This window comes from Haloarcula sp. HT12 (assembly GCF_055271655.1).
Window position 1 is genome coordinate 484,338 of record NZ_JBUXKW010000001.1, and the last position, 16,829, is coordinate 501,166.

Annotated in this window: 21 protein-coding genes; 9 read left to right on the plus strand and 12 right to left on the minus strand. The window is 65.0% G+C overall.

Annotation, left to right across the window (positions count from 1 at the left end):
• The 3 genes from ACY9XZ_RS02550 to ACY9XZ_RS02560 all read right to left on the minus strand — a co-directional run bounded on the left by ACY9XZ_RS02550 (position 1) and on the right by ACY9XZ_RS02560 (position 1,910).
• Positions 1 to 1,074, minus strand: a complete 1,074-nt coding sequence (locus tag ACY9XZ_RS02550; protein ID WP_463455506.1) for a radical SAM protein — start codon at positions 1,072 to 1,074, stop codon at positions 1 to 3.
• On the minus strand, positions 1,075 to 1,380 hold the full coding sequence (locus ACY9XZ_RS02555; RefSeq protein ID WP_463455507.1) for a CGCGG family putative rSAM-modified RiPP protein: 306 nt from the start codon (positions 1,378 to 1,380) through the stop codon (positions 1,075 to 1,077).
• A gap of 116 nt (positions 1,381 to 1,496) precedes the next feature.
• Entirely contained in the window at positions 1,497 to 1,910 is a 414-nt protein-coding gene (locus tag ACY9XZ_RS02560) for an SRPBCC family protein (RefSeq protein ID WP_463455508.1), read from the minus strand.
• A gap of 193 nt (positions 1,911 to 2,103) precedes the next feature.
• Here ACY9XZ_RS02560 and ACY9XZ_RS02565 point away from each other — a divergent pair, with 193 nt between their 5' ends.
• The 3 genes from ACY9XZ_RS02565 to ACY9XZ_RS02575 all read left to right on the plus strand — a co-directional run bounded on the left by ACY9XZ_RS02565 (position 2,104) and on the right by ACY9XZ_RS02575 (position 4,140).
• On the plus strand, positions 2,104 to 2,739 hold the full coding sequence (locus tag ACY9XZ_RS02565) for a helix-turn-helix domain-containing protein (protein ID WP_463455509.1): 636 nt from the start codon (positions 2,104 to 2,106) through the stop codon (positions 2,737 to 2,739).
• Positions 2,740 to 2,786: 47 nt separating this feature from the next.
• Positions 2,787 to 3,350, plus strand: coding sequence for an NUDIX hydrolase (locus ACY9XZ_RS02570; protein WP_463455510.1), 564 nt, complete (start codon positions 2,787 to 2,789; stop codon positions 3,348 to 3,350).
• Positions 3,351 to 3,441: 91 nt separating this feature from the next.
• The gene (locus ACY9XZ_RS02575) at positions 3,442 to 4,140 is read left to right on the plus strand and encodes an SDR family NAD(P)-dependent oxidoreductase (RefSeq protein WP_463455511.1); all 699 of its coding nucleotides are present in this window, start codon (positions 3,442 to 3,444) and stop codon (positions 4,138 to 4,140) included.
• A gap of 9 nt (positions 4,141 to 4,149) precedes the next feature.
• On the opposite strand, the gene ACY9XZ_RS02580 is transcribed toward ACY9XZ_RS02575, so the two are convergent.
• The 3 genes from ACY9XZ_RS02580 to ACY9XZ_RS02590 all read right to left on the minus strand — a co-directional run bounded on the left by ACY9XZ_RS02580 (position 4,150) and on the right by ACY9XZ_RS02590 (position 6,548).
• The gene (locus ACY9XZ_RS02580; protein ID WP_463455512.1) at positions 4,150 to 5,892 is read right to left on the minus strand and encodes a histidine kinase N-terminal 7TM domain-containing protein; all 1,743 of its coding nucleotides are present in this window, start codon (positions 5,890 to 5,892) and stop codon (positions 4,150 to 4,152) included.
• 42 nt (positions 5,893 to 5,934) lie between these two features.
• A complete protein-coding gene (locus ACY9XZ_RS02585) occupies positions 5,935 to 6,255 on the minus strand; it encodes a hypothetical protein (protein WP_463455513.1) in 321 nt (106 codons plus the stop codon).
• A 128-nt stretch (positions 6,256 to 6,383) separates the two neighbouring features.
• Positions 6,384 to 6,548, minus strand: coding sequence for a hypothetical protein (locus ACY9XZ_RS02590; protein ID WP_463455514.1), 165 nt, complete (start codon positions 6,546 to 6,548; stop codon positions 6,384 to 6,386).
• A 112-nt stretch (positions 6,549 to 6,660) separates the two neighbouring features.
• Between ACY9XZ_RS02590 and ACY9XZ_RS02595 the strand changes: the two genes are divergently transcribed.
• From ACY9XZ_RS02595 to ACY9XZ_RS02615, 5 genes are all read left to right on the plus strand, one after another.
• Positions 6,661 to 7,623: a MogA/MoaB family molybdenum cofactor biosynthesis protein gene (locus ACY9XZ_RS02595; protein WP_463455515.1), complete on the plus strand. Its 963-nt coding sequence runs from the start codon at positions 6,661 to 6,663 to the stop codon at positions 7,621 to 7,623.
• Between the two features lie 205 nt (positions 7,624 to 7,828).
• A complete protein-coding gene (locus ACY9XZ_RS02600; protein ID WP_463455516.1) occupies positions 7,829 to 8,794 on the plus strand; it encodes a WD40/YVTN/BNR-like repeat-containing protein in 966 nt (321 codons plus the stop codon).
• A gap of 83 nt (positions 8,795 to 8,877) precedes the next feature.
• The gene (locus ACY9XZ_RS02605) at positions 8,878 to 9,702 is read left to right on the plus strand and encodes an aldo/keto reductase (RefSeq protein ID WP_463455517.1); all 825 of its coding nucleotides are present in this window, start codon (positions 8,878 to 8,880) and stop codon (positions 9,700 to 9,702) included.
• A gap of 234 nt (positions 9,703 to 9,936) precedes the next feature.
• The gene (locus tag ACY9XZ_RS02610) at positions 9,937 to 11,049 is read left to right on the plus strand and encodes a glutamate-cysteine ligase family protein (RefSeq protein ID WP_463455518.1); all 1,113 of its coding nucleotides are present in this window, start codon (positions 9,937 to 9,939) and stop codon (positions 11,047 to 11,049) included.
• Positions 11,050 to 11,118: 69 nt separating this feature from the next.
• A complete protein-coding gene (locus ACY9XZ_RS02615; protein WP_463455519.1) occupies positions 11,119 to 11,793 on the plus strand; it encodes an MBL fold metallo-hydrolase in 675 nt (224 codons plus the stop codon).
• A 26-nt stretch (positions 11,794 to 11,819) separates the two neighbouring features.
• Here the strand turns inward: ACY9XZ_RS02615 and ACY9XZ_RS02620 are convergent, their stop codons facing one another.
• The 6 genes from ACY9XZ_RS02620 to ACY9XZ_RS02645 all read right to left on the minus strand — a co-directional run bounded on the left by ACY9XZ_RS02620 (position 11,820) and on the right by ACY9XZ_RS02645 (position 15,917).
• The gene (locus ACY9XZ_RS02620) at positions 11,820 to 12,131 is read right to left on the minus strand and encodes a DUF7126 family protein (RefSeq protein ID WP_463455520.1); all 312 of its coding nucleotides are present in this window, start codon (positions 12,129 to 12,131) and stop codon (positions 11,820 to 11,822) included.
• Positions 12,128 to 13,045, minus strand: coding sequence for a glutamine-hydrolyzing GMP synthase (gene guaA / locus ACY9XZ_RS02625; RefSeq protein ID WP_463455521.1), 918 nt, complete (start codon positions 13,043 to 13,045; stop codon positions 12,128 to 12,130). The genes ACY9XZ_RS02620 and guaA overlap by 4 nt, the downstream gene beginning before the upstream one ends.
• On the minus strand, positions 13,045 to 14,706 hold the full coding sequence (locus tag ACY9XZ_RS02630) for a CTP synthase (RefSeq protein WP_463455522.1): 1,662 nt from the start codon (positions 14,704 to 14,706) through the stop codon (positions 13,045 to 13,047). The genes guaA and ACY9XZ_RS02630 overlap by 1 nt, the downstream gene beginning before the upstream one ends.
• 77 nt (positions 14,707 to 14,783) lie before the next feature.
• Positions 14,784 to 14,975 (minus strand): hypothetical protein, encoded by a 192-nt coding sequence (locus ACY9XZ_RS02635; RefSeq protein ID WP_463455523.1) that lies wholly within the window; start codon positions 14,973 to 14,975, stop codon positions 14,784 to 14,786.
• A 48-nt stretch (positions 14,976 to 15,023) separates the two neighbouring features.
• Positions 15,024 to 15,197, minus strand: a complete 174-nt coding sequence (locus ACY9XZ_RS02640) for a hypothetical protein (RefSeq protein ID WP_463455524.1) — start codon at positions 15,195 to 15,197, stop codon at positions 15,024 to 15,026.
• Between the two features lie 123 nt (positions 15,198 to 15,320).
• The gene (locus ACY9XZ_RS02645) at positions 15,321 to 15,917 is read right to left on the minus strand and encodes a dienelactone hydrolase family protein (RefSeq protein WP_463455525.1); all 597 of its coding nucleotides are present in this window, start codon (positions 15,915 to 15,917) and stop codon (positions 15,321 to 15,323) included.
• Positions 15,918 to 15,977: 60 nt separating this feature from the next.
• Between ACY9XZ_RS02645 and ACY9XZ_RS02650 the strand changes: the two genes are divergently transcribed.
• The gene (locus ACY9XZ_RS02650) at positions 15,978 to 16,820 is read left to right on the plus strand and encodes a PspA/IM30 family protein (protein ID WP_463455526.1); all 843 of its coding nucleotides are present in this window, start codon (positions 15,978 to 15,980) and stop codon (positions 16,818 to 16,820) included.
• The last annotated feature ends 9 nt before the right edge of the window (positions 16,821 to 16,829 follow it).

The following is a 16,829-nucleotide window of genomic DNA, read 5'->3' on the forward strand; positions in this document are numbered from 1 at the left end:
TCAATCTGCCGGGTGCTGGTCGGGTACCGGCCCCTCGAACCCCTCGGGCTGGTAGTCACACAGCGGGTCCGCCGCCAGCGGGTCCCCCGTCGTCGCGTACGCCCGCGACCGGCTCCCACCACAGACCGTCCGATATCGACAGGCCCCGCATTTGCCTGTCAGCGCGTCATCGTCCCGCAGTTGCCGGAACAGCGACGACTCCCGGTAGATATCGACGACGCTCTCCTCCCGAACGCTGCCCGCCGATTTCGGCAGGAATCCGGAGGGGAACACCTCACCGGTGTGGCTCACGAAGGCGAACCCCTTGCCGGCGCGGATACCCATGCGGCGTTTGAGACCGCCCGCACCCTCGTCCTGGTTCTGGATCGCGACGCGCCGGTAGTGGGGCGCTTCGGTCGTCTTGAGGCCGAACGGTGCCTCCTCGCTGACCTCGTGGAGCCACGACAGCACGCGCTCCGCGCGCTCGGGGGGGATCGGCGTCAGCACCCGCCCGCGGCCGACCGGGACGAGGAAGAACACCGACCACAGCACGGCATCGAGGTCCGCGACGAGCTCCCGGATCGCCGGTAGCTGTTCGACCGTCTCCGCGCAGACGGTGGTGTTAATCTGCAAGGGAATGTCGAGGTCGCGGGCCGCCTCGGCCGCGCGCATGGTCGCCTCGAAACTGCCGGATTCGCCCCGGAAACTGTCGTGTGACTCGCTGTCGCCGCCGTCGATGGACAGGGCCAGCCGCCGGAGTCCGGCCTCGTCGAGTTCGGCCAGTCGGTCCCGCGTGATCGAGTTCGTCCCGCTGGGCGTCAGCGTCATCCGCAGACCCTGCTCGGTCCCGTAATCGACGAGCTCCGGGAGGTCCTCGCGGGCGAGCGGGTCCCCGCCCGAGAGGACGACCAGCTGGCCGTCGCCGAACTCGCGGGCCTGGTCCAGCAGTTCCTTCCCCTCCGCCGTCGATAGCTCGTCGGGATGGCGGCGGGGCTGGGCGTCGGCCCGACAGTGTTTACACGCCAGTTCGCAGGCCTGGGTCACCTCCCAGATCAGCACCAGCGGCTGCTCGTCGAGGTCGAGTTTCCCGCGCATCTATGCCTCCCGGTGGACGCGGGTGACGTGGCCGCCACAGCCACACTGCTGGACGTACTCAGTCGTGATCGTGTCGCCGAACGCCTCCGCCAGCGCGTCGAACAGGTAGGTTTCCGGGTGGCCGTGGTCGGCGTGGCTCACCAGATTGACGTGGTTCCCAGCCGTCGTCATCTCGACGGCGTCGATGGCCTGTTCGACGACCACGTCGGGGTCCTCGGCGTGCGCGGGCGTCTCCAGGTTCGCCGACCAGGAGTTGTCGTGCACCTCGGTCGTTACCGGCGGCACGTCCTCGTGGGGATGGCTCATACGTGCGGATTGGCGGTGCGTGCCCCTCGGTCCTCCGCCGCATATGTTCGGCTTTTTTATACCGATCGGAGTGGATAGAGAGTCAGGCGGTCGAACCGCCGCCGTGTCGTGGGATACTACGAGACCTGTTCGACGAGCCAGTCGAACTGCTTGTTCAGTTCCTTCTTGCGCTGTCGCGAGATGACGGTCGAATCGATCATCTCGCCGAGTACCGGGAGGTCGAGTGCGCTGTACTCCGTCGTGGCTGTGACGTCGGTCCCACCGTCGACAGCCTCAACAGTGTATTCTGTCATCATCGATTCGAAGATGCCTTTTCGCTGTTCGTACCGCAGCACTGCGTCGGTCTCGACGATTTCGAGGTCCAGTTCGATCTCGAAGAGGCCGACGCGGTTCATGATGCCGAGGTCGTCCCCGTCGAGCGTCACCTCGTCGAACCCCGCCGCCAGCATAAACGGTTTTACGTCGGTTATCAGATCGGTCACTGTCTCCGGGTCGGCCGGGACCGTCCGAGTCAGCGAGACGCGCTCCATAACAGACGGCGAGTGGCCGACGGAATAAGCGTTCGCCACACCCGGAGATGTTCGGCGTTGTAGTTTTACACGAACCCGTCGCGTGCCGACACCATGTGACAGTACACCCCAAGTTTCTTTTCAGTCCCGGAACTATACGAACATGTTCGGGAACACGGACGCGGGGGTCGGGCGAATATATTCGGATACACCAATGCCACACGCTGAACTCACGCTCACGATTCCGGAGGAGATCTGGATCGGCGACGTGTCGCGAGCGTACGACGACGCCACGTTTCGGATACTGTCCGCGCTCCCCGGCGAGGACTCCGGCGTCGGACTCGCGGAGATCACGTCGGACGACCTTCCGGCGGTTCTCCGCGATATCGAGGACCGGGAGTCCGTCACCACGCTGGAAATTCTCTCCCACCGGGACGACAGCGCGCTGGTGCAGTTCGAGACGTCGATGCCGCTCCTGCTCTTCCCGGTTCAGGGCTCGGGCGTCCCGCTGGAGATGCCCTTTACGCTGTCTAACGGCCAGGCCGTCTGGGAGATATCCGCGCCACAGGAGCGACTCTCCGAACTCGGCGAGCAACTGGAGGAGTTCGGCATCTCCTTCAGCGTCGACCGCATCCAGCAACACCTCGAAACCGAGCAGGTGCTGACCGAGAGCCAGCTCGAACTGGTCCAGGAAGCCATCGAGGCGGGCTACTACGACACGCCGCGGGAGTGCTCGCTGACCGAACTGGCGGACCGCGTCGGCATCGCGAAGTCGACCTGCAGTGAAACCCTCCACCGTGCGGAAGAGCAGATCCTCAAGCAGTTCGTTTCGGACCTCCCGGCGCGGTGAGGGGAAGTCGAAGCGCGTAATACGCGCCTCTGTGAGAGATACGACATATGAGTTCCGACGCGGTCGACGAGACGCACGAAAACGCCAGACAGGAGGTCATCGCGGTGGACGCCAACGACAACGAGGAGGGGCTGGTCAATCGGCTCGACGCCCACACCGGCGACGGGGTTCGCCACCGCGCCTTTACCGCCCTGCTGTTCGACGAGAACGACCGAATCCTGCTCGCCCAGCGCGCGGCGAACAAGCGTCTCTGGGACACCCACTGGGACGGTACCGTCGCCTCTCATCCCGTTCAGGGCCAGACACAGGTCGAAGCCACCGAGGAGCGACTCGAAGAGGAACTGGGTATCGACCCCTCCCAGTACCAGAACCTCCGCGTGACAGATCGGTTCGAGTACAAGCGCTACTACGAGAACGCCGGTCTCGAATGGGAAGTGTGTGCGGTGCTGCAGGCCACGCTCCACGACACCTCACTCGAACCCAACCCCGAGGAGGTCGACGGCCTCATGTGGGTCCCCTACGAGCGACTGCGCGAGCACCCCGAGTACTACCGCCAGCTCCGCCTCTGTCCCTGGTTCGAGATCGCGATGCGCCGGGACGAAGAGCGGTAACGGCGGCAGTTCCTCTCAGCGCGGGCGGCAGGCACCGCAGTAATGCCACCCCGATCCGTTTCCTTTTCGGCCCGGCCGCCTAACCCCGGGTATGGACGTTCCGCTGTACGACTCTCTCGACGGGCAGGTCGTGCTCGTCACCGGCGCGACGCGGGGCATCGGGAAGGCAATCGCCGATGGGCTGGTCGACCTCGACGCGACGGTGTACGCCGGCGCTCGTGATACTGATGACATCGACGCTACAGACCGCCAGGCTATCGAACTCGACGTGACCGACGACGAGGGGATGGTCGCCGCGGTCGACCGCATCGAGCGCGAGCAGGGCCGACTCGACGTGCTGGTCAACAACGCCGGCGTGATGGATTCGCGGGAGCCACTCGACGAGATGCCGACCGACGTCATCGATCACACCCTCGACACGAACCTCCGTGGCGCGGTCCTCACGACGAAGTACGCCCTCCCGCTGTTGCTGGGCGACGACGGCGGCCGCGTCGTCACTATGTCCTCCGGACTGGGGGCGATCACCGAGAGCCAGTCGGGCGGCACGCCGGCCTACCGCATCTCGAAGACGGGCGTCAACGGGCTGACGAAGTACCTCGACGGCGAGTACGCGGCCGACGGGCTCGTCGCCAACTCGGTGTGCCCGGGCTACGTCCAGACGGACATGACCGAGGGGAGTGCCCCGCGGACGCCCGAACAGGGGGCTGAGACGCCGGTCTGGCTCGCACGCTTCCGACCCGAGGCCCCGAGCGGGCGGTTCTGGCGCGACAAGGCCGAAATCGAGTGGTAGCGGCCCCGTTCACTCGGTGTTTTCGCCGTAAGTCGTGGCCGCCGGCTCGTCTGTCGTACGGGCGGGCTCGGCCGCCGGCAGTTGCAGTTCCACGGTCGTCCCCTGCTCGTCCGTCTCGGGGAACGACATCCGGCCGCCGAGGTTCCGAACGATCCAGTTGACGAGCCAGAGCCCGACGCCGGAGCCGTGTTTGAGCGGCGTTTCGGTTCCCGAACGGATGACCTCGCGTTCATGCTCGGCGATACCGGGGCCGTTGTCGTGAACGGCCACGCGGACGCCCGGCGTCCCGTCGGTCCGGGTCGCGATGATCTCGACCTTGACGGGGCCGTCGTCGGCCGCTCGGTGTTCGACGGCATTCTCGACCAGTTCCGCCAGGGCGATACGAACCGACGGGCCGCCCTGTATCCAGATGGTCTCCTCACAGGAGAGCGTGATCGTCGCATCGGGGTTGCGCTCACGGGCGTCACGCACGACCGATTCCAGCAGTTCGTGAAGCGGCGTCGGGGTGTGCTGTTCGGTCTCCAGGGCTTCGGTAACCCGGCCGATCTTGTTACTGCGGTCGACGATGTCGTCGACCGTGCTGATAATGCGGCCGAGTCGCTCGCGTTCGTCGGCATCGGCCGTGTCCCGGAGCAGGTCCGCGTTCCCTTTGACGACGTTCATCTCGTTTCGGATGTCGTGTCGGAGCAGGCGGTTGAGTACGTCCAACCGCTGCTCGCGTTGTCGCCGCTTCGTGATATCCCGGAGGCTGATGAGATGGCCCGAGACGACGCCGTACGCGCGGTACAGCGGTATCACGCGCACGTCGTAGTACCGGACGCCGCCGCCGTGTTCGAGCGCCGTCTCGGTCTGGGTTCGCTCGCCGGGACCGGGAACCGTCTCGGCGAGTGCTGGTAACGCACGCGGGAGCGAACGGCCCAGCAGCGTGTCCTGGTCGCCGTCGAACAGCGCCGTGGCGGCTTCGTTGACATCGACGATGCGACGCTCGTCGTCGACGATGATGACCTGGTCGTCCATTTCGGTGAAGATCGCTTCCCGACCCAGTTCCCGGGTCACCGGTGCCACGTCGAGCAGTTGCCCACGGAGGATAGCGACCGAGAGGACGGCCCCCGACGCGACGTACGCGAGGCTCGTCGGGTCGAAGGCGGTCGGCAACGGGCCGAGCACGAACAGCGTCTGGACGACCGTGGGGACGGCGATAGCGAGCAACAGCGCGAGACTCTGGCCCCGGAAGACCTGGTTCGACCGGAACAGGGTCCGCAGGAGGAGGACGCCACCGGCCAGAATTAACAGCAGTATGTAGGACAGGTGGCCCCAGTACAGGACCTCGTATGCGGGCACGAGCGTCACTGCCGACGCCGAGACGTACTGCGTCCCGCGACCGGACCAGATGAGTTCGTGGGCGTGGTTCGACCACACGAGCGTGACAAACACTGCTGGTTCGATGAGTAACACCGCTATCCGGCGTTTGGTGAGCCAGTATGGCTGTCCCACGTACTCGATAACGGTCACGAGCCACGCGAGGGGGATGATTACCGAGAGCGTCAACTGTAGCTGGACGAGTCGCTCCATGTTGGCCAGTCCCGGCGATGCGAGCTCGATACCGTACGCGACGGCCCAGAGGCTCGCCGCGACCACAAACACTGCCAGCGGTCCCGCGCCCGGCCGGTCGCGGTGGAGCCACACCAGAAAGGCGACGCCCATACCGACGACACCTGACAATAGAACGACAGCAAGCGGCGACAGGACCATTCAGTAGCGTACCAATTGCGTTCCAGATATAACTAGTCTCGGTCACTCCGACTGCGAGCGGACCGCGGACCACACGGCGAGGGCACCGAGCACGAACGCCGGAACGAGCGGGAGCGTGAGATAGGCGTCCCGGAGCGTGAGCCCGAAGCTACTGATGACGCCTTGGGCTGACGGCAAGAGCAGGATCGCGCCGGGAACGAGCAGGAACGCCACACCGAGCATCCCGACGAGAACCCAGCCGCTCGTCCCGAACTCGGGACCGTCGGCGGTGTCCGTGCCCGTCTCACTGTCCGCGCGCGGGGTGTCTGCGGACTGTGGCTCCGTGTCGGGACGGTGGACGTAGCCGGTCTCGTCGTCAGCCATCGTGACACACCCCGTCGCGCCCGCTCGAACGGTGCGTCACAATGGGACCTCCCCCCGTTATACCGACGGAACAACGTGGCTGCATGTCTCGGAGTCAGGCAAGCGAGCGCAAAACGCTAACGGTCCCGCTACTGCGACAGAGCCGGGGCTTCCTGGTTCGAGATGTCACGCAGGCTCATCCGATGCCCGCTGGCGGACGCGTGTGCGTCCCGCTGGCCCTCCGCGACCGACGGGTCCTCGTACAGTCCCTCGAACGCACACTCATGGCAGACAACGTGATATTTCCCGGCCATACATTTTGTTTGATACTATTATATTTTAAGCCTATCGTTTCCAGATATTATACGTGTTGCCGCGAAGAAAACGGTCGTCAGGGTATTTATCCACCGCGACCGATGGAGTAGTATGGTGGATTTCCAGTCCCGTGACACGCGCCGGGGTCCGACTGACGGGGAAGACGACGAGACGGAGGAGGGCGAGACGGGGGACGACGAGGAATCCAGAGCGACCGATACTGACGCCGAGGCCACCACTGCAGAGCCCACTGAATCAGAGGATACAGCGTCAAGTGACGACGAGATTGCGAGTGAGGGCGACAGCACAGAGACCGCTGTGACGGACGATACGACGGGGGACAGTGACGAGTCCGTATCGGCGGCCGAAAGCGACGGCTCTGTGGCGGAAAGAATCGACGAGGCGGCGAACCGAGGCACGGACAGCGAGTCAGCAGCCGAAACACAGGACGCCGATGGGACTGACGAGGTAACGCAGGGACGCGACGAGGAACCCCTCCCTGAGACGGAGGCAGCCACCCGACCGGCGGACACACCACAGGCCGAGACGGTGCCGACAGCGGATGAGTCACCAGCGCGGACGGCCACCCAGGCCGACGCGTCCCAGGAGCAGCAGGTGGCCGCCGCCGTCGTCACGGTCGGGACGGCAACGGAGGAGGGCGACCCGACGGGCGAGGCGGCGGAGACAGCACTCGAAGCGGCCGGGCAGGCGGTCACAGCCCGCGAACGCCTGCGAGGGGACTACGACGGCGTTCAAGCGGCCGTCGACCGGCTGGTCGGGCGCGACGACGTGGAGGTCGTCGTCACCGCCGGCGGCCTCGGTGTTGCGCCGACTGAGCACACCCTCGAAGCGGTCCACCCGCTGTTCGAAAAGGCGCTGCCGGGGTTCGAGGAAGTGTACCGGAGCCTCCTCTTCGAACACCAAGGGACCGGTGTCATCGCTGTCCGCGCGACCGCCGGGATCGCCGACGAGACGCCAGTGTTCTGTCTGCCCGCGGACCCAGCGGCAGTCCGTATTGCTATCGACGAGATCATCGCGACGGAAGCCCCGCGCCTCGTCGCTGAACTGTCCTGAACCGATCGGACGGACTCGCGGTATCAGTCTTGTGTCCGTTTAGCCGACTTAACGTGATATTTGCCGGTTCGATCCGGGTTGCCCGTTTTTCCGATGTCAACGGGCTGTTCTCCCGAATATCGACCGTTTAAACGCTTAAAACACCGTGAAAGGTCGTTAACTTCGCCCCCCATTGAAGTGGAGACAGTCCACAGGCTCGGATGTCATGTCCGATCGCAACGCGACACGACGTGGCGTGCTCACGGGTATCGGCGCGACAGCTGCAGCCGCACTGGGCGGGGCGGCCCTCTCCGGGACGGTTGCGGCGGCCGGTCCCTGGGAGTCCGTCGAGTCCCCGACCGGGAACACCCTCCACGACGTCGAATACACGGCCACCGGCGCGTACGCGGTGGCGGGTGGCGGTATCGTCCTCGAACGGACCAGCACGGGCTGGCAGAAGGTCATCGGCGGCGGCCCGACCGGCAACGGCAACAGCCTCTACGGGGCCGACGTGACCGACGACGGCAAGGCCCTCTGGTTCGTTGGTTCCTCGGGCGCTATCGGCGAGTACGACGTTGAATCGGGCGTCCTCACCGACCACAGCGCCCCGATGGACGTCACCAACAATTTCAACGACGTGTCCGTGACCGGCGACGCCGGCGAGGCGAACGTCTACGTCGCCGGCGACTCCGGCAAGATGTACTACAGCTTCGAGAACGGCGCGAGCGAGACCTGGGACTACACCACGCCCGGGTCCGGGTCGGCCATCAACGCCGTCGACTTCCACGGCGTGCGCTCGGGCCACATCGTCGACGGGAACAAGAGCGTCTTCGTCACCGACGACGGCTCGACGTGGGACAAGATCGGTCTCGCTGACGCCAACGTCAACTTCTACGGCGTCGACTCCGACGGTCCGGACGACGTGTGGGTCTCCGGCGGCGGTGGGATGATCTTCCACTGGAACGGCTCGGAGTGGACGCCGACCGACACCGGCGACGCCGGCCTGCGCGACATCGAGGTCACCGACGACGACAGCACCGGCTACACGGTCGGTGGCGGCGGCAAGGTGTATGCGCTGGGCGATGGCGACTGGACCCAGGAGGAGACGCCCGCCGGCGAGAGCCTGAAGGCCGTCGTCCGCGGCGGCACCGACATCGCTGTCGGCTCGGGCGGGATTATCCTCGAAAAGTGACGACGACACAGTAGTGCTGGCCGGTTCGAGACAGCGGCGTGCCGTAGCCACTGACTTTTCACCGACCCCCTCCAACACCCTGCATGGACGACATTCAGGTCCAGGGAACGTCGGTCCCCGCACTCGGCCTCGGAACGTGGCAGCTCACCGGCCAGACCTGCCGTGAGACCGTCGAAACGGCCCTGGAGATGGGCTATCGCCACATCGACACCGCGCAGGCGTACGGCAACGAACGGCAGGTCGGCTTGGGGATGGAGGCCGCCGCAGTCGACCGCGAGGACGTGTTTCTGACGACGAAGCTCGACGGCTCGAACCGCGACGAGCGGAGCGTCCGCCGGTCGACGCGGGAGAGTCTGAACAAACTGGGCACGGACTATCTGGACCTGCTGCTCATCCACTGGCCGAACACGCCGTGGATGGCCCCGCTGTCGGAGACGCTGGGCGCGATGAACGACCTCGTCGAGGAGGGGCTGGTCCGTCATATCGGCGTCAGCAACTTCTCACCATCGCTGCTGGACAAGGCGCGGACCACCTCGTCGACCCCCATCTTCACCGACCAGGTGCAGTACCACCCCTACTGGGATCAGCGCAAGCTGCTCGACTACTGTCGCATCCACGACGTGCTCCTGACCGCCTACAGCCCCCTCGCCCGCGGTGGCGTCCTCGACGACCCGGCGCTCGTCCAGATCGGCAACAAGTACGGGAAATCTTCGGCACAAGTCGCGCTCCGGTGGCTGGTTCAGCAGGAGGGCGTCGCCACGATTCCGAAAGCGTCCAGCCGGGAGCATCTGGAAGCGAACATGGCCGTCTTCGATTTCGAACTCACTGACGCGGAGATGGAGCGCATCCGGGACCCGTCGAAGGTCAAGACCGGGATGCAGTTCGTCCGGTCGCAGTTACCGTTCTAAGCGGGAGCAGCGCCGTTCGATATCGACTTAAAGTTTCTGTATATGGATTGATACCGGATTCTATGGAACGCACGCCCGGTTCGACAGTATCTATAACTGGGACTGTAATCTTATCCGCCGCAAATATTACGAATCACACAACTATCATAAGCCATCTGGCCGCAGTTTTCGTGTGGTGTGTTACCAATAAATTCCGGTGCGGGAACACACCGCTGAATCCACAGCGAGGCCACTGTGTCAGTACACGAATCCGAACCGATACGACGGAGCATCGAAGTGGAGTACTGGGTCATCGACGACGCGGGCCGGCTGGTCGAACCGGGCGCGCTCGTCGACGCGGCTCCGGGGGCGGAGCGGGAGTTCGTCGAGCCCCTGCTGGAAGTCAAGACGACGCCATGTGAGACAGCGACAGAACTGCGCGAGGAACTCCTTGACCGGCTCGGAGCCGTGTTGCGGCGGGCCGACGACATCGGGAAACGCCTCGTACCGCTTTCGACCCCTGTTAACGCTGACGAGATTCAGGAGATTCCGTGCGACCGGACCCGGATCCAAAACTGTGTCGTCGGCGACGATTTCGAGTACGTTCGCCACTGTGCCGGCACGCACATCCACGTCGAACAGCAGTCGGGGCGGGAAATCGATCAGTTGAACACGCTGATCGCCATTGACCCCGCGCTAGCGCTCGTCTCGTCCTCGCCGTACTTCCGCGGCCGGCGGCTGGCCGACAGTGCGCGCTCGAAACTGTACCGCTGGATGGCGTACAACTCGGTGCCACACCAGGGCTGGCTGTGGTCGTATCTCGACGACACCGAGGAGTGGGACCGCCGGCTCGAACGGCGCTACGACGAGTTCGTGACCGCGGCTATCGACGCCGGTATAGACCGTCGAACCGTTGCGGCGAACTTCGAGCCCGAAAGCGCTATCTGGACACCGGTCCAGCTCCGGGCCGAGTTCGGCACCGTCGAGTGGCGGTCGCCGGACGCTGCGCTCCCGAGTCAGATCCTGCAACTCGCCGACTCGGTGGCATCGCTCATGGACCACCTCAGGGAAACTGAGGTACGTATCGAAGGGGAGACGGGCCGTGTTACCGACGACGAGATCGTGCTCCCCGAGTTCGACGCCGTGCTCGCGTACGCGAACGACGCTATCCGGGACGGAGTCACCGCTGACAGCGTTCGGTCGTATCTCGACCGGATGGGATTCGACGTGGACGCGTACGAGCCGGTCGCACCGACCTTCGACAGACCGGAACCGATCACGGCTCGCGCGGCCCGAGAGATTCGACTGGAACATGCCGACCGCCTTCAGGACGACGTGCGACAGGCTGCGCCGGTCGCACTCGACTAAGATCGGAGCCAGCCCGCCGAAACGGAACGGTGACCAAGGGTTTAGGAATCGTCGCTCCAACCCCGCGCTATGGTAACGGCGCTCGCCGACGATATCTGGTGGTACGATCTCACGGGCGTCAACGTAACGCTCGTCGACGACAGCGGAACGCTAACGCTCGTAGACGCGGGGCTGCCCTGGCACGGGAACAAACTGATCGCCGGCCTGAGCGACGCCGGCTACGAACTCCGAGATCTGGACCGGATTCTGCTGACCCACTTCGACCTCGACCACGTCGGCGGCCTGTCGGCCTTCGACGGCCTCGACGTGACCATCTACGTCGGTGAACGCGACGCGCCGCTGGTCACCGGCGAGGAGGCCCCGCCGCTGGGGAATCACAAGGGCGCGTTCCAGCGCCTCGTCTCCCCGCTACGAAACGTGCCGGACAACGACGTCGTCCCCCTGGCCGACGGCGACACCGTCGGCAGCTTCACCGTCTACCATACCCCCGGCCACACGCCGGGCCACGTCTGCTACGTCAGCGAAACCCTGTCGCTGGGGCTGCTGGGGGACCTCGTTCGGGAGGACGGCGGCCGCTTCGAGCCCTCGCCGTGGCTACTGAGCTACGACACAGACGCCGTCACCCGGAGTATCAGTGACTTCGTCGAGCGCGCACCAGGGTTTGAGATCGCTGTCCCGGGCCACGGCGTTCCGTTTCAGAAAAACGGCGGGGAGCGACTGGATCGGCTTGCGGCGACGCTGTGAGTGAACCCCGGAAACGTGGGAGTGCGCTACAGTTCCTCGGCGACCGCGTCGATGTCAAGCAAGTCCGGGTCGACGACGAGGTCGGTCTGTCGGCTGGCGAAATCCGGCAACGACCCCTCGGCGTAGACGACGACGCGGAGGTCGGGGTTGAGGTCCTTGGCGACGGCGATGGAGGTGGCCTGTGACATCTCGGTCAGCAGGTACACGTCGCCCTCGTGGATGCCGGCTTCCTCCAGGCCAGGTCGGTTGCCCACGTCGGCGACCGTCACCGTGTGGCCTTCGGCCTCCAGCGCATCCGTGAGTCCGTTCGGGTCCGAGCCGACGAGAACGACCTTCATTCGTACTCGATGGTCGCCGGCGGTTTGTGGGTCACGTCGTAGACGACGCGGGCGACGTTCTCGTGGGCTCCGGTGATGCGCGACTGGATGCGCTGGAGCGTGTCCCAGTCGAGTTCCTGTGCGCGGGCGGTCATCCCGTCCCGGCTCTCGACGGAGCGGACGGCGACGACCCAGCCGTGGACGCGGTTGTCACCTTTGACCCCGGTGGCCTTGCCGATGACGGCGGCAAGCGCCTGCCACGGCTCGTACTCCTCCAGCTCCTCTTCGACGACGTGGTTGGCCTCGCGGGCGACTTCGAGTTTCTCCTCGGTGACCGCGCCGATGATGCGGACGGCGAGGCCGGGGCCGGGGAACGGCATCCGCTCTGAGATGATCTCTTCGAGGTCGAGCGCGCGGGCGACCTCCCGGACCTCGTCCTTGTAGAGGTCCCGCATCGGCTCGACAATGCCCTCGAAGTCCACGACTTCGGGGAGGCCGCCGACGTTGTGGTGGGACTTGATGGTCCCCTCGCTCTCGATGCGGTCCGGGTAGATGGTTCCCTGGACGAGGTAGTCAGCGTCGACGTCCTTCGCAACGGTCTCGAACTCCCGGATGAACTGCTCGCCGATGATGTGGCGCTTCTCCTCGGGGTCGGTCTCGTCGCCGAGCGCGTCGAGGAAGCGGTCCTGGGCGTCGACGATCCGCAGCGAGTCCATATAGCTGAACGTCTCGCGGATCTGGTCGGTCTCGCCTTTCCGCATCAGCCCGGTGTCGACGTAGACGGGAGTGAGCTGGTCGCCGATGGCCTCGTAGGCCAGCGCAGCGGCCGTCGAGGAGTCGACGCCGCCCGACAGCGCGATGACGGCGTTCTTGTCGCCGATCTCGTCGGCGATCTCGTCTTTGGCGTCGGTGATGAACTCGTCGACGTTCACCATCAGTGGCTCACCTCCTCGGTCGTCACAGCGTGCGGGTCGTCGCCGAGTACGGCCTCGAGCAGGCCGACGAAGGGCGGGCTGGCACGCGTCGGTCGGGAGCGGAACTCCGGATGGAACTGCGTCCCGATGAAGTAGGGGTGCTCTTCGGGCGCGAGTTCGAGTATCTCCATACGGTTCCCGGCGCGGCCGGAGAACTTCAGCCCGGCGGCTTCGAGGTCGTCGATGTACTCGGGGTTGACCTCGTAGCGGTGGCGGTGTCGCTCCGTGCAGGACTCGCCGCCGTACAGCGTCGCGGCGAGGGTGTTCGCGTCGATTTCGGTCTCGTGGGCACCCAGCCGCATCGTCCCGCCCATGTCCTCGATCTCGTACTGCTCGGGGAGGATGTCGATGACGGGGTATGGCGTGTCCTCGTCCAGTTCCGCCGAGTGAGCGTCTTGGAGGTCCAGCACGTTGCGGGCGTACTCGACGACGGCCATCTGGAAGCCGAGACACAGCCCGAGGAACGGGACGTCGTTCTCGCGGGCGTAGCGGATCGCCTCGATCTTGCCCTCCGTGCCCCGTGCGCCGAAGCCGCCCGGCACGACGATGGCGTCGGCCTCTCGCATCCGGTCGGCGTGGTGGTCGCTCATCTTCTCGGAGTTGACCCACCGGACGTTCACGTCGACGTTTTTCTCCAGGCCGGCGTGTTTCAGCGCCTCGTGGACGGACATGTAGGCGTCTTCGAGGTCGTACTTGCCGACGAGAGCGACCTCGACCTCGCCCTCGGTCTGCTGGGTGACGAGGTCGCGCCAGCGGTTCTCCCGCTCGTCCTCGGGCAGGGCCTCCGACGCGATGTCGAGTTCCTCCATCACGTACTCGTCGAGGCCTTCCTCCTCGACCATCAGCGGGACGTGGTAGATGTCGTCGACGTCCGGGTTCGAGAAGACGGCCTCCGTCGGCACGTCACAGAACAGCGCGATCTTCTCTTTCGTGTCGATGTCGAGCTTGTCCGAACAGCGGCCGACGAGAATGTCGGGCTGCAGGCCGATAGAGCGCAGTTCCTTCACGGAGTGCTGGGTCGGCTTGGTCTTCTGCTCGCCGTTTTTCGAGTAGGGGACGAGCGTGACGTGGGTAAAGAGAATATCGTCCTCGTCTTCCTCGTGGGCGAACTGCCGGAGCGCTTCGAGATACGGCATCCCCTCGATGTCGCCGACGGTGCCGCCGACTTCGATGATACAGACGTCGTTGCCCTCGGCGGCCTCGCGGATGCGGCGCTTGATGTCGTCAGTGATATGCGGGATGATCTGGACCGTGCGACCGAGGTAGTCGCCGGACCGCTCCTTCTCGATGACGTGCTGGTAGGTCTTCCCCGTGGTGACGTTGTGGTCGAAGGTCATGTCGATGTCGAGGAACCGCTCGTAGTTCCCCAGGTCGAGGTCGACCTCCCCGCCGTCTTTGAGCACGTACACCTCGCCGTGCTGGAAGGGGTTCATCGTCCCGGCGTCGACGTTCAGATACGGGTCAATCTTGACCGCTGTAACGTCGAACCCGGCGTTTTTGAGTAACCGTCCTGTGCTGGCGGCGGTGATGCCTTTCCCCAGGCCAGACATCACGCCACCGGTGACGAAGATGAACTTCCGACCCAGCTCCGGGTCGTAGTCCGTTTCGGGTTCGGTCGGCATACCGACGGTGAACCCCGCGTAGTCTAAACGGTTTCGGAGCGCGCACTGTTCGCCACCCCGTCGCAGTGTCAACGCGCTTACAGTGACGGCCGCGTGAGGACGCGCCACGCAGCCACGAGAACGGCGAGAGAAAGCGCCGAGAACACCGCGTCACTGGGACTGGAGCCGATAGCGATAAACAGCAGGTAGCCGGCGACGAACCCACCCAGCAGCGAGACGACGCCGTGTCGTGTCGAGTGAGACACCGCCGCCCTGGTTCGAGTTGACATACTACACTATTTATCAGTATATAGTATAAATGTAACTTCGGCCGACAATCAGGACTTGAGCACGCCGGATCTGATCGCGACGTACGTTCCCAGCCCACCCATCGAAGCGAGAACGAACGCCCGGGCCGGCCCGCCCGCGACGAGCGCCGTCTGCATCAGTATTAGCAGCGTCACCAGGGTTGCAACGAACGAAACGGCGGCGAACGAAAGCGCGCGATTCATATCCGAAGGATGGGCCGACAGCGCCTCTGTCTTTCGATACCGCCCCACCGACGAATCGGACAGCAGCCAGCGCACGGGCGGTGAGGGGTGCCCCTGTACCGCTGAGCGGGCGGTTCCCAGCGGCTACAGGCGGTTGCGGAGAAACGGACCGACAGTCTCGCCGATACGACCCTGCTGGCCGACGAAGTGGTGGTCTGCAGGCAGTCGTTCGACGGTGTGGCCCAGCGTTTCGGCGCGGTCGGCGACCGGTTCCCAGTCGACAGTGTCGTCGCGCTCCCCGACCACGACCTGTACCGGGCAGTCGATGGCGTCTAGCGCGGCGATAGCGTCGAGATGGTCGGTCAGTCCGGCCGGCGGCGCAAGCACTGACAGGACCGCTGGCTCGGCCGCGGCGTCGAGTTCGGCGGCCGCGCGGAGCGCGACGGCTGCGCCGAAACTGTAGCCAACCAAGCCGACGGAATCGACCCGCTCGCCGGCCCACGCCAGTGCGTTCTCGGCATCGACCCGCTCGCCGCGGCCCTCGTCCCACGCGCCGTAGTCGAAGCGGAGACAGCCGACCTCGGGCGCGAGCGCGTCGCTGACCGCTTGCAGCCGCGTGTCCGACCGCGACCCCCCATGCTGTGGATGTGGCGGGCACGCGACGACGACGGTATCCGACTCGGGGCGGTCGAGTGTCGCAGTGACGGCCCGGCCACCTGGTATCCGAACGGTGTCACCCATGCGTGTTCACTCGTCATACCTCTGTAAGAAATTTAAGGTTGGAGAGACCAATGCGCATACATGGGAATCCTCTCGCGCGCGTCGTACGTCATCCGCTCGAAGCTCAACGCCGTCCTGAACCGAGCGGAGGACCCGACAGAGACCCTCGACTACAGCTACGAGCAGTTGCGTGACGAACTGCAGGACGTCAAGCAGGGCATCGCGGACCTGACGACCCAGAAGAAGCGACTGGAGATACAGAAACGCCGCCTCGAAGAGAACGTCGAGAAGCACAACGAACAGGCGCGCCAGGCCGTCGAGCAGGACCGCGAAGACCTCGCGCGCCAGGCCCTAGAGAAAAAAAAGCAGAAGATGAGCCAGATCGAGGAGCTGGAAGGTCAGATACAGGACCTGCAGGCCCAGCAGGACCAGCTGGTCGAGCAGAAAGACGAACTCCAGAAACAGATCGAGCAGTTCCGGACGAAAAAGGAGACGATGAAGGCCCGTCACGAGGCCGCAAAGGCCTCCGCCCGTGTGAACGAGGCGATGACCGGCGCTGGCGACGAGATGCAGGACATCAACCAGGCCATCGAGCGGGCCGAGGAACGGACCGAAGACATGGAGGCCCGCTCGCAGGCGATGGACGAACTCCGCGAGGACGGCGTCCTCGAAAACCAGCTCTCGGATAAGAGCTCGCTGGAACAGGAACTGGAGGAAGTCCAGCAGAAGGGGTCGGTCGACGCCGAACTCGACACCCTGAAAGCCGAGATGGGGAAAACCGAGGACGGCGACAGCGGGTCGGCAGACGTCGATGTCTCCGAGGCCGAACTGGAACAGGAACTCACAGACGAGACCACGCAGGTCGATGTCGACGAGAGCGAGGTCGAGTCGGAGCTGGACGAACTGAAAGAGGACGAGCAGTAGCGCCGCCAG

What these genes read in the sequence shown, in the direction of transcription:
- ACY9XZ_RS02550 (WP_463455506.1), bottom strand. Translation starts at nt 1,074, where the DNA reads ATGCGCGGGAAACTCGACCTCGACGAGCAGCCGCTGGTGCTGATCTGG.
- ACY9XZ_RS02555 (WP_463455507.1), bottom strand. Translation starts at nt 1,380, where the DNA reads ATGAGCCATCCCCACGAGGACGTGCCGCCGGTAACGACCGAGGTGCAC.
- ACY9XZ_RS02560 (WP_463455508.1), bottom strand. Translation starts at nt 1,910, where the DNA reads ATGGAGCGCGTCTCGCTGACTCGGACGGTCCCGGCCGACCCGGAGACA.
- ACY9XZ_RS02565 (WP_463455509.1), top strand. Translation starts at nt 2,104, where the DNA reads ATGCCACACGCTGAACTCACGCTCACGATTCCGGAGGAGATCTGGATC.
- ACY9XZ_RS02570 (WP_463455510.1), top strand. Translation starts at nt 2,787, where the DNA reads ATGAGTTCCGACGCGGTCGACGAGACGCACGAAAACGCCAGACAGGAG.
- ACY9XZ_RS02575 (WP_463455511.1), top strand. Translation starts at nt 3,442, where the DNA reads ATGGACGTTCCGCTGTACGACTCTCTCGACGGGCAGGTCGTGCTCGTC.
- ACY9XZ_RS02580 (WP_463455512.1), bottom strand. Translation starts at nt 5,892, where the DNA reads ATGGTCCTGTCGCCGCTTGCTGTCGTTCTATTGTCAGGTGTCGTCGGT.
- ACY9XZ_RS02585 (WP_463455513.1), bottom strand. Translation starts at nt 6,255, where the DNA reads ATGGCTGACGACGAGACCGGCTACGTCCACCGTCCCGACACGGAGCCA.
- ACY9XZ_RS02590 (WP_463455514.1), bottom strand. Translation starts at nt 6,548, where the DNA reads ATGGCCGGGAAATATCACGTTGTCTGCCATGAGTGTGCGTTCGAGGGA.
- ACY9XZ_RS02595 (WP_463455515.1), top strand. Translation starts at nt 6,661, where the DNA reads ATGGTGGATTTCCAGTCCCGTGACACGCGCCGGGGTCCGACTGACGGG.
- ACY9XZ_RS02600 (WP_463455516.1), top strand. Translation starts at nt 7,829, where the DNA reads ATGTCCGATCGCAACGCGACACGACGTGGCGTGCTCACGGGTATCGGC.
- ACY9XZ_RS02605 (WP_463455517.1), top strand. Translation starts at nt 8,878, where the DNA reads ATGGACGACATTCAGGTCCAGGGAACGTCGGTCCCCGCACTCGGCCTC.
- ACY9XZ_RS02615 (WP_463455519.1), top strand. Translation starts at nt 11,119, where the DNA reads ATGGTAACGGCGCTCGCCGACGATATCTGGTGGTACGATCTCACGGGC.
- ACY9XZ_RS02620 (WP_463455520.1), bottom strand. Translation starts at nt 12,131, where the DNA reads ATGAAGGTCGTTCTCGTCGGCTCGGACCCGAACGGACTCACGGATGCG.
- guaA (WP_463455521.1), bottom strand. Translation starts at nt 13,045, where the DNA reads ATGGTGAACGTCGACGAGTTCATCACCGACGCCAAAGACGAGATCGCC.
- ACY9XZ_RS02630 (WP_463455522.1), bottom strand. Translation starts at nt 14,706, where the DNA reads ATGCCGACCGAACCCGAAACGGACTACGACCCGGAGCTGGGTCGGAAG.
- ACY9XZ_RS02635 (WP_463455523.1), bottom strand. Translation starts at nt 14,975, where the DNA reads ATGTCAACTCGAACCAGGGCGGCGGTGTCTCACTCGACACGACACGGC.
- ACY9XZ_RS02640 (WP_463455524.1), bottom strand. Translation starts at nt 15,197, where the DNA reads ATGAATCGCGCGCTTTCGTTCGCCGCCGTTTCGTTCGTTGCAACCCTG.
- ACY9XZ_RS02645 (WP_463455525.1), bottom strand. Translation starts at nt 15,917, where the DNA reads ATGGGTGACACCGTTCGGATACCAGGTGGCCGGGCCGTCACTGCGACA.
- ACY9XZ_RS02650 (WP_463455526.1), top strand. Translation starts at nt 15,978, where the DNA reads ATGGGAATCCTCTCGCGCGCGTCGTACGTCATCCGCTCGAAGCTCAAC.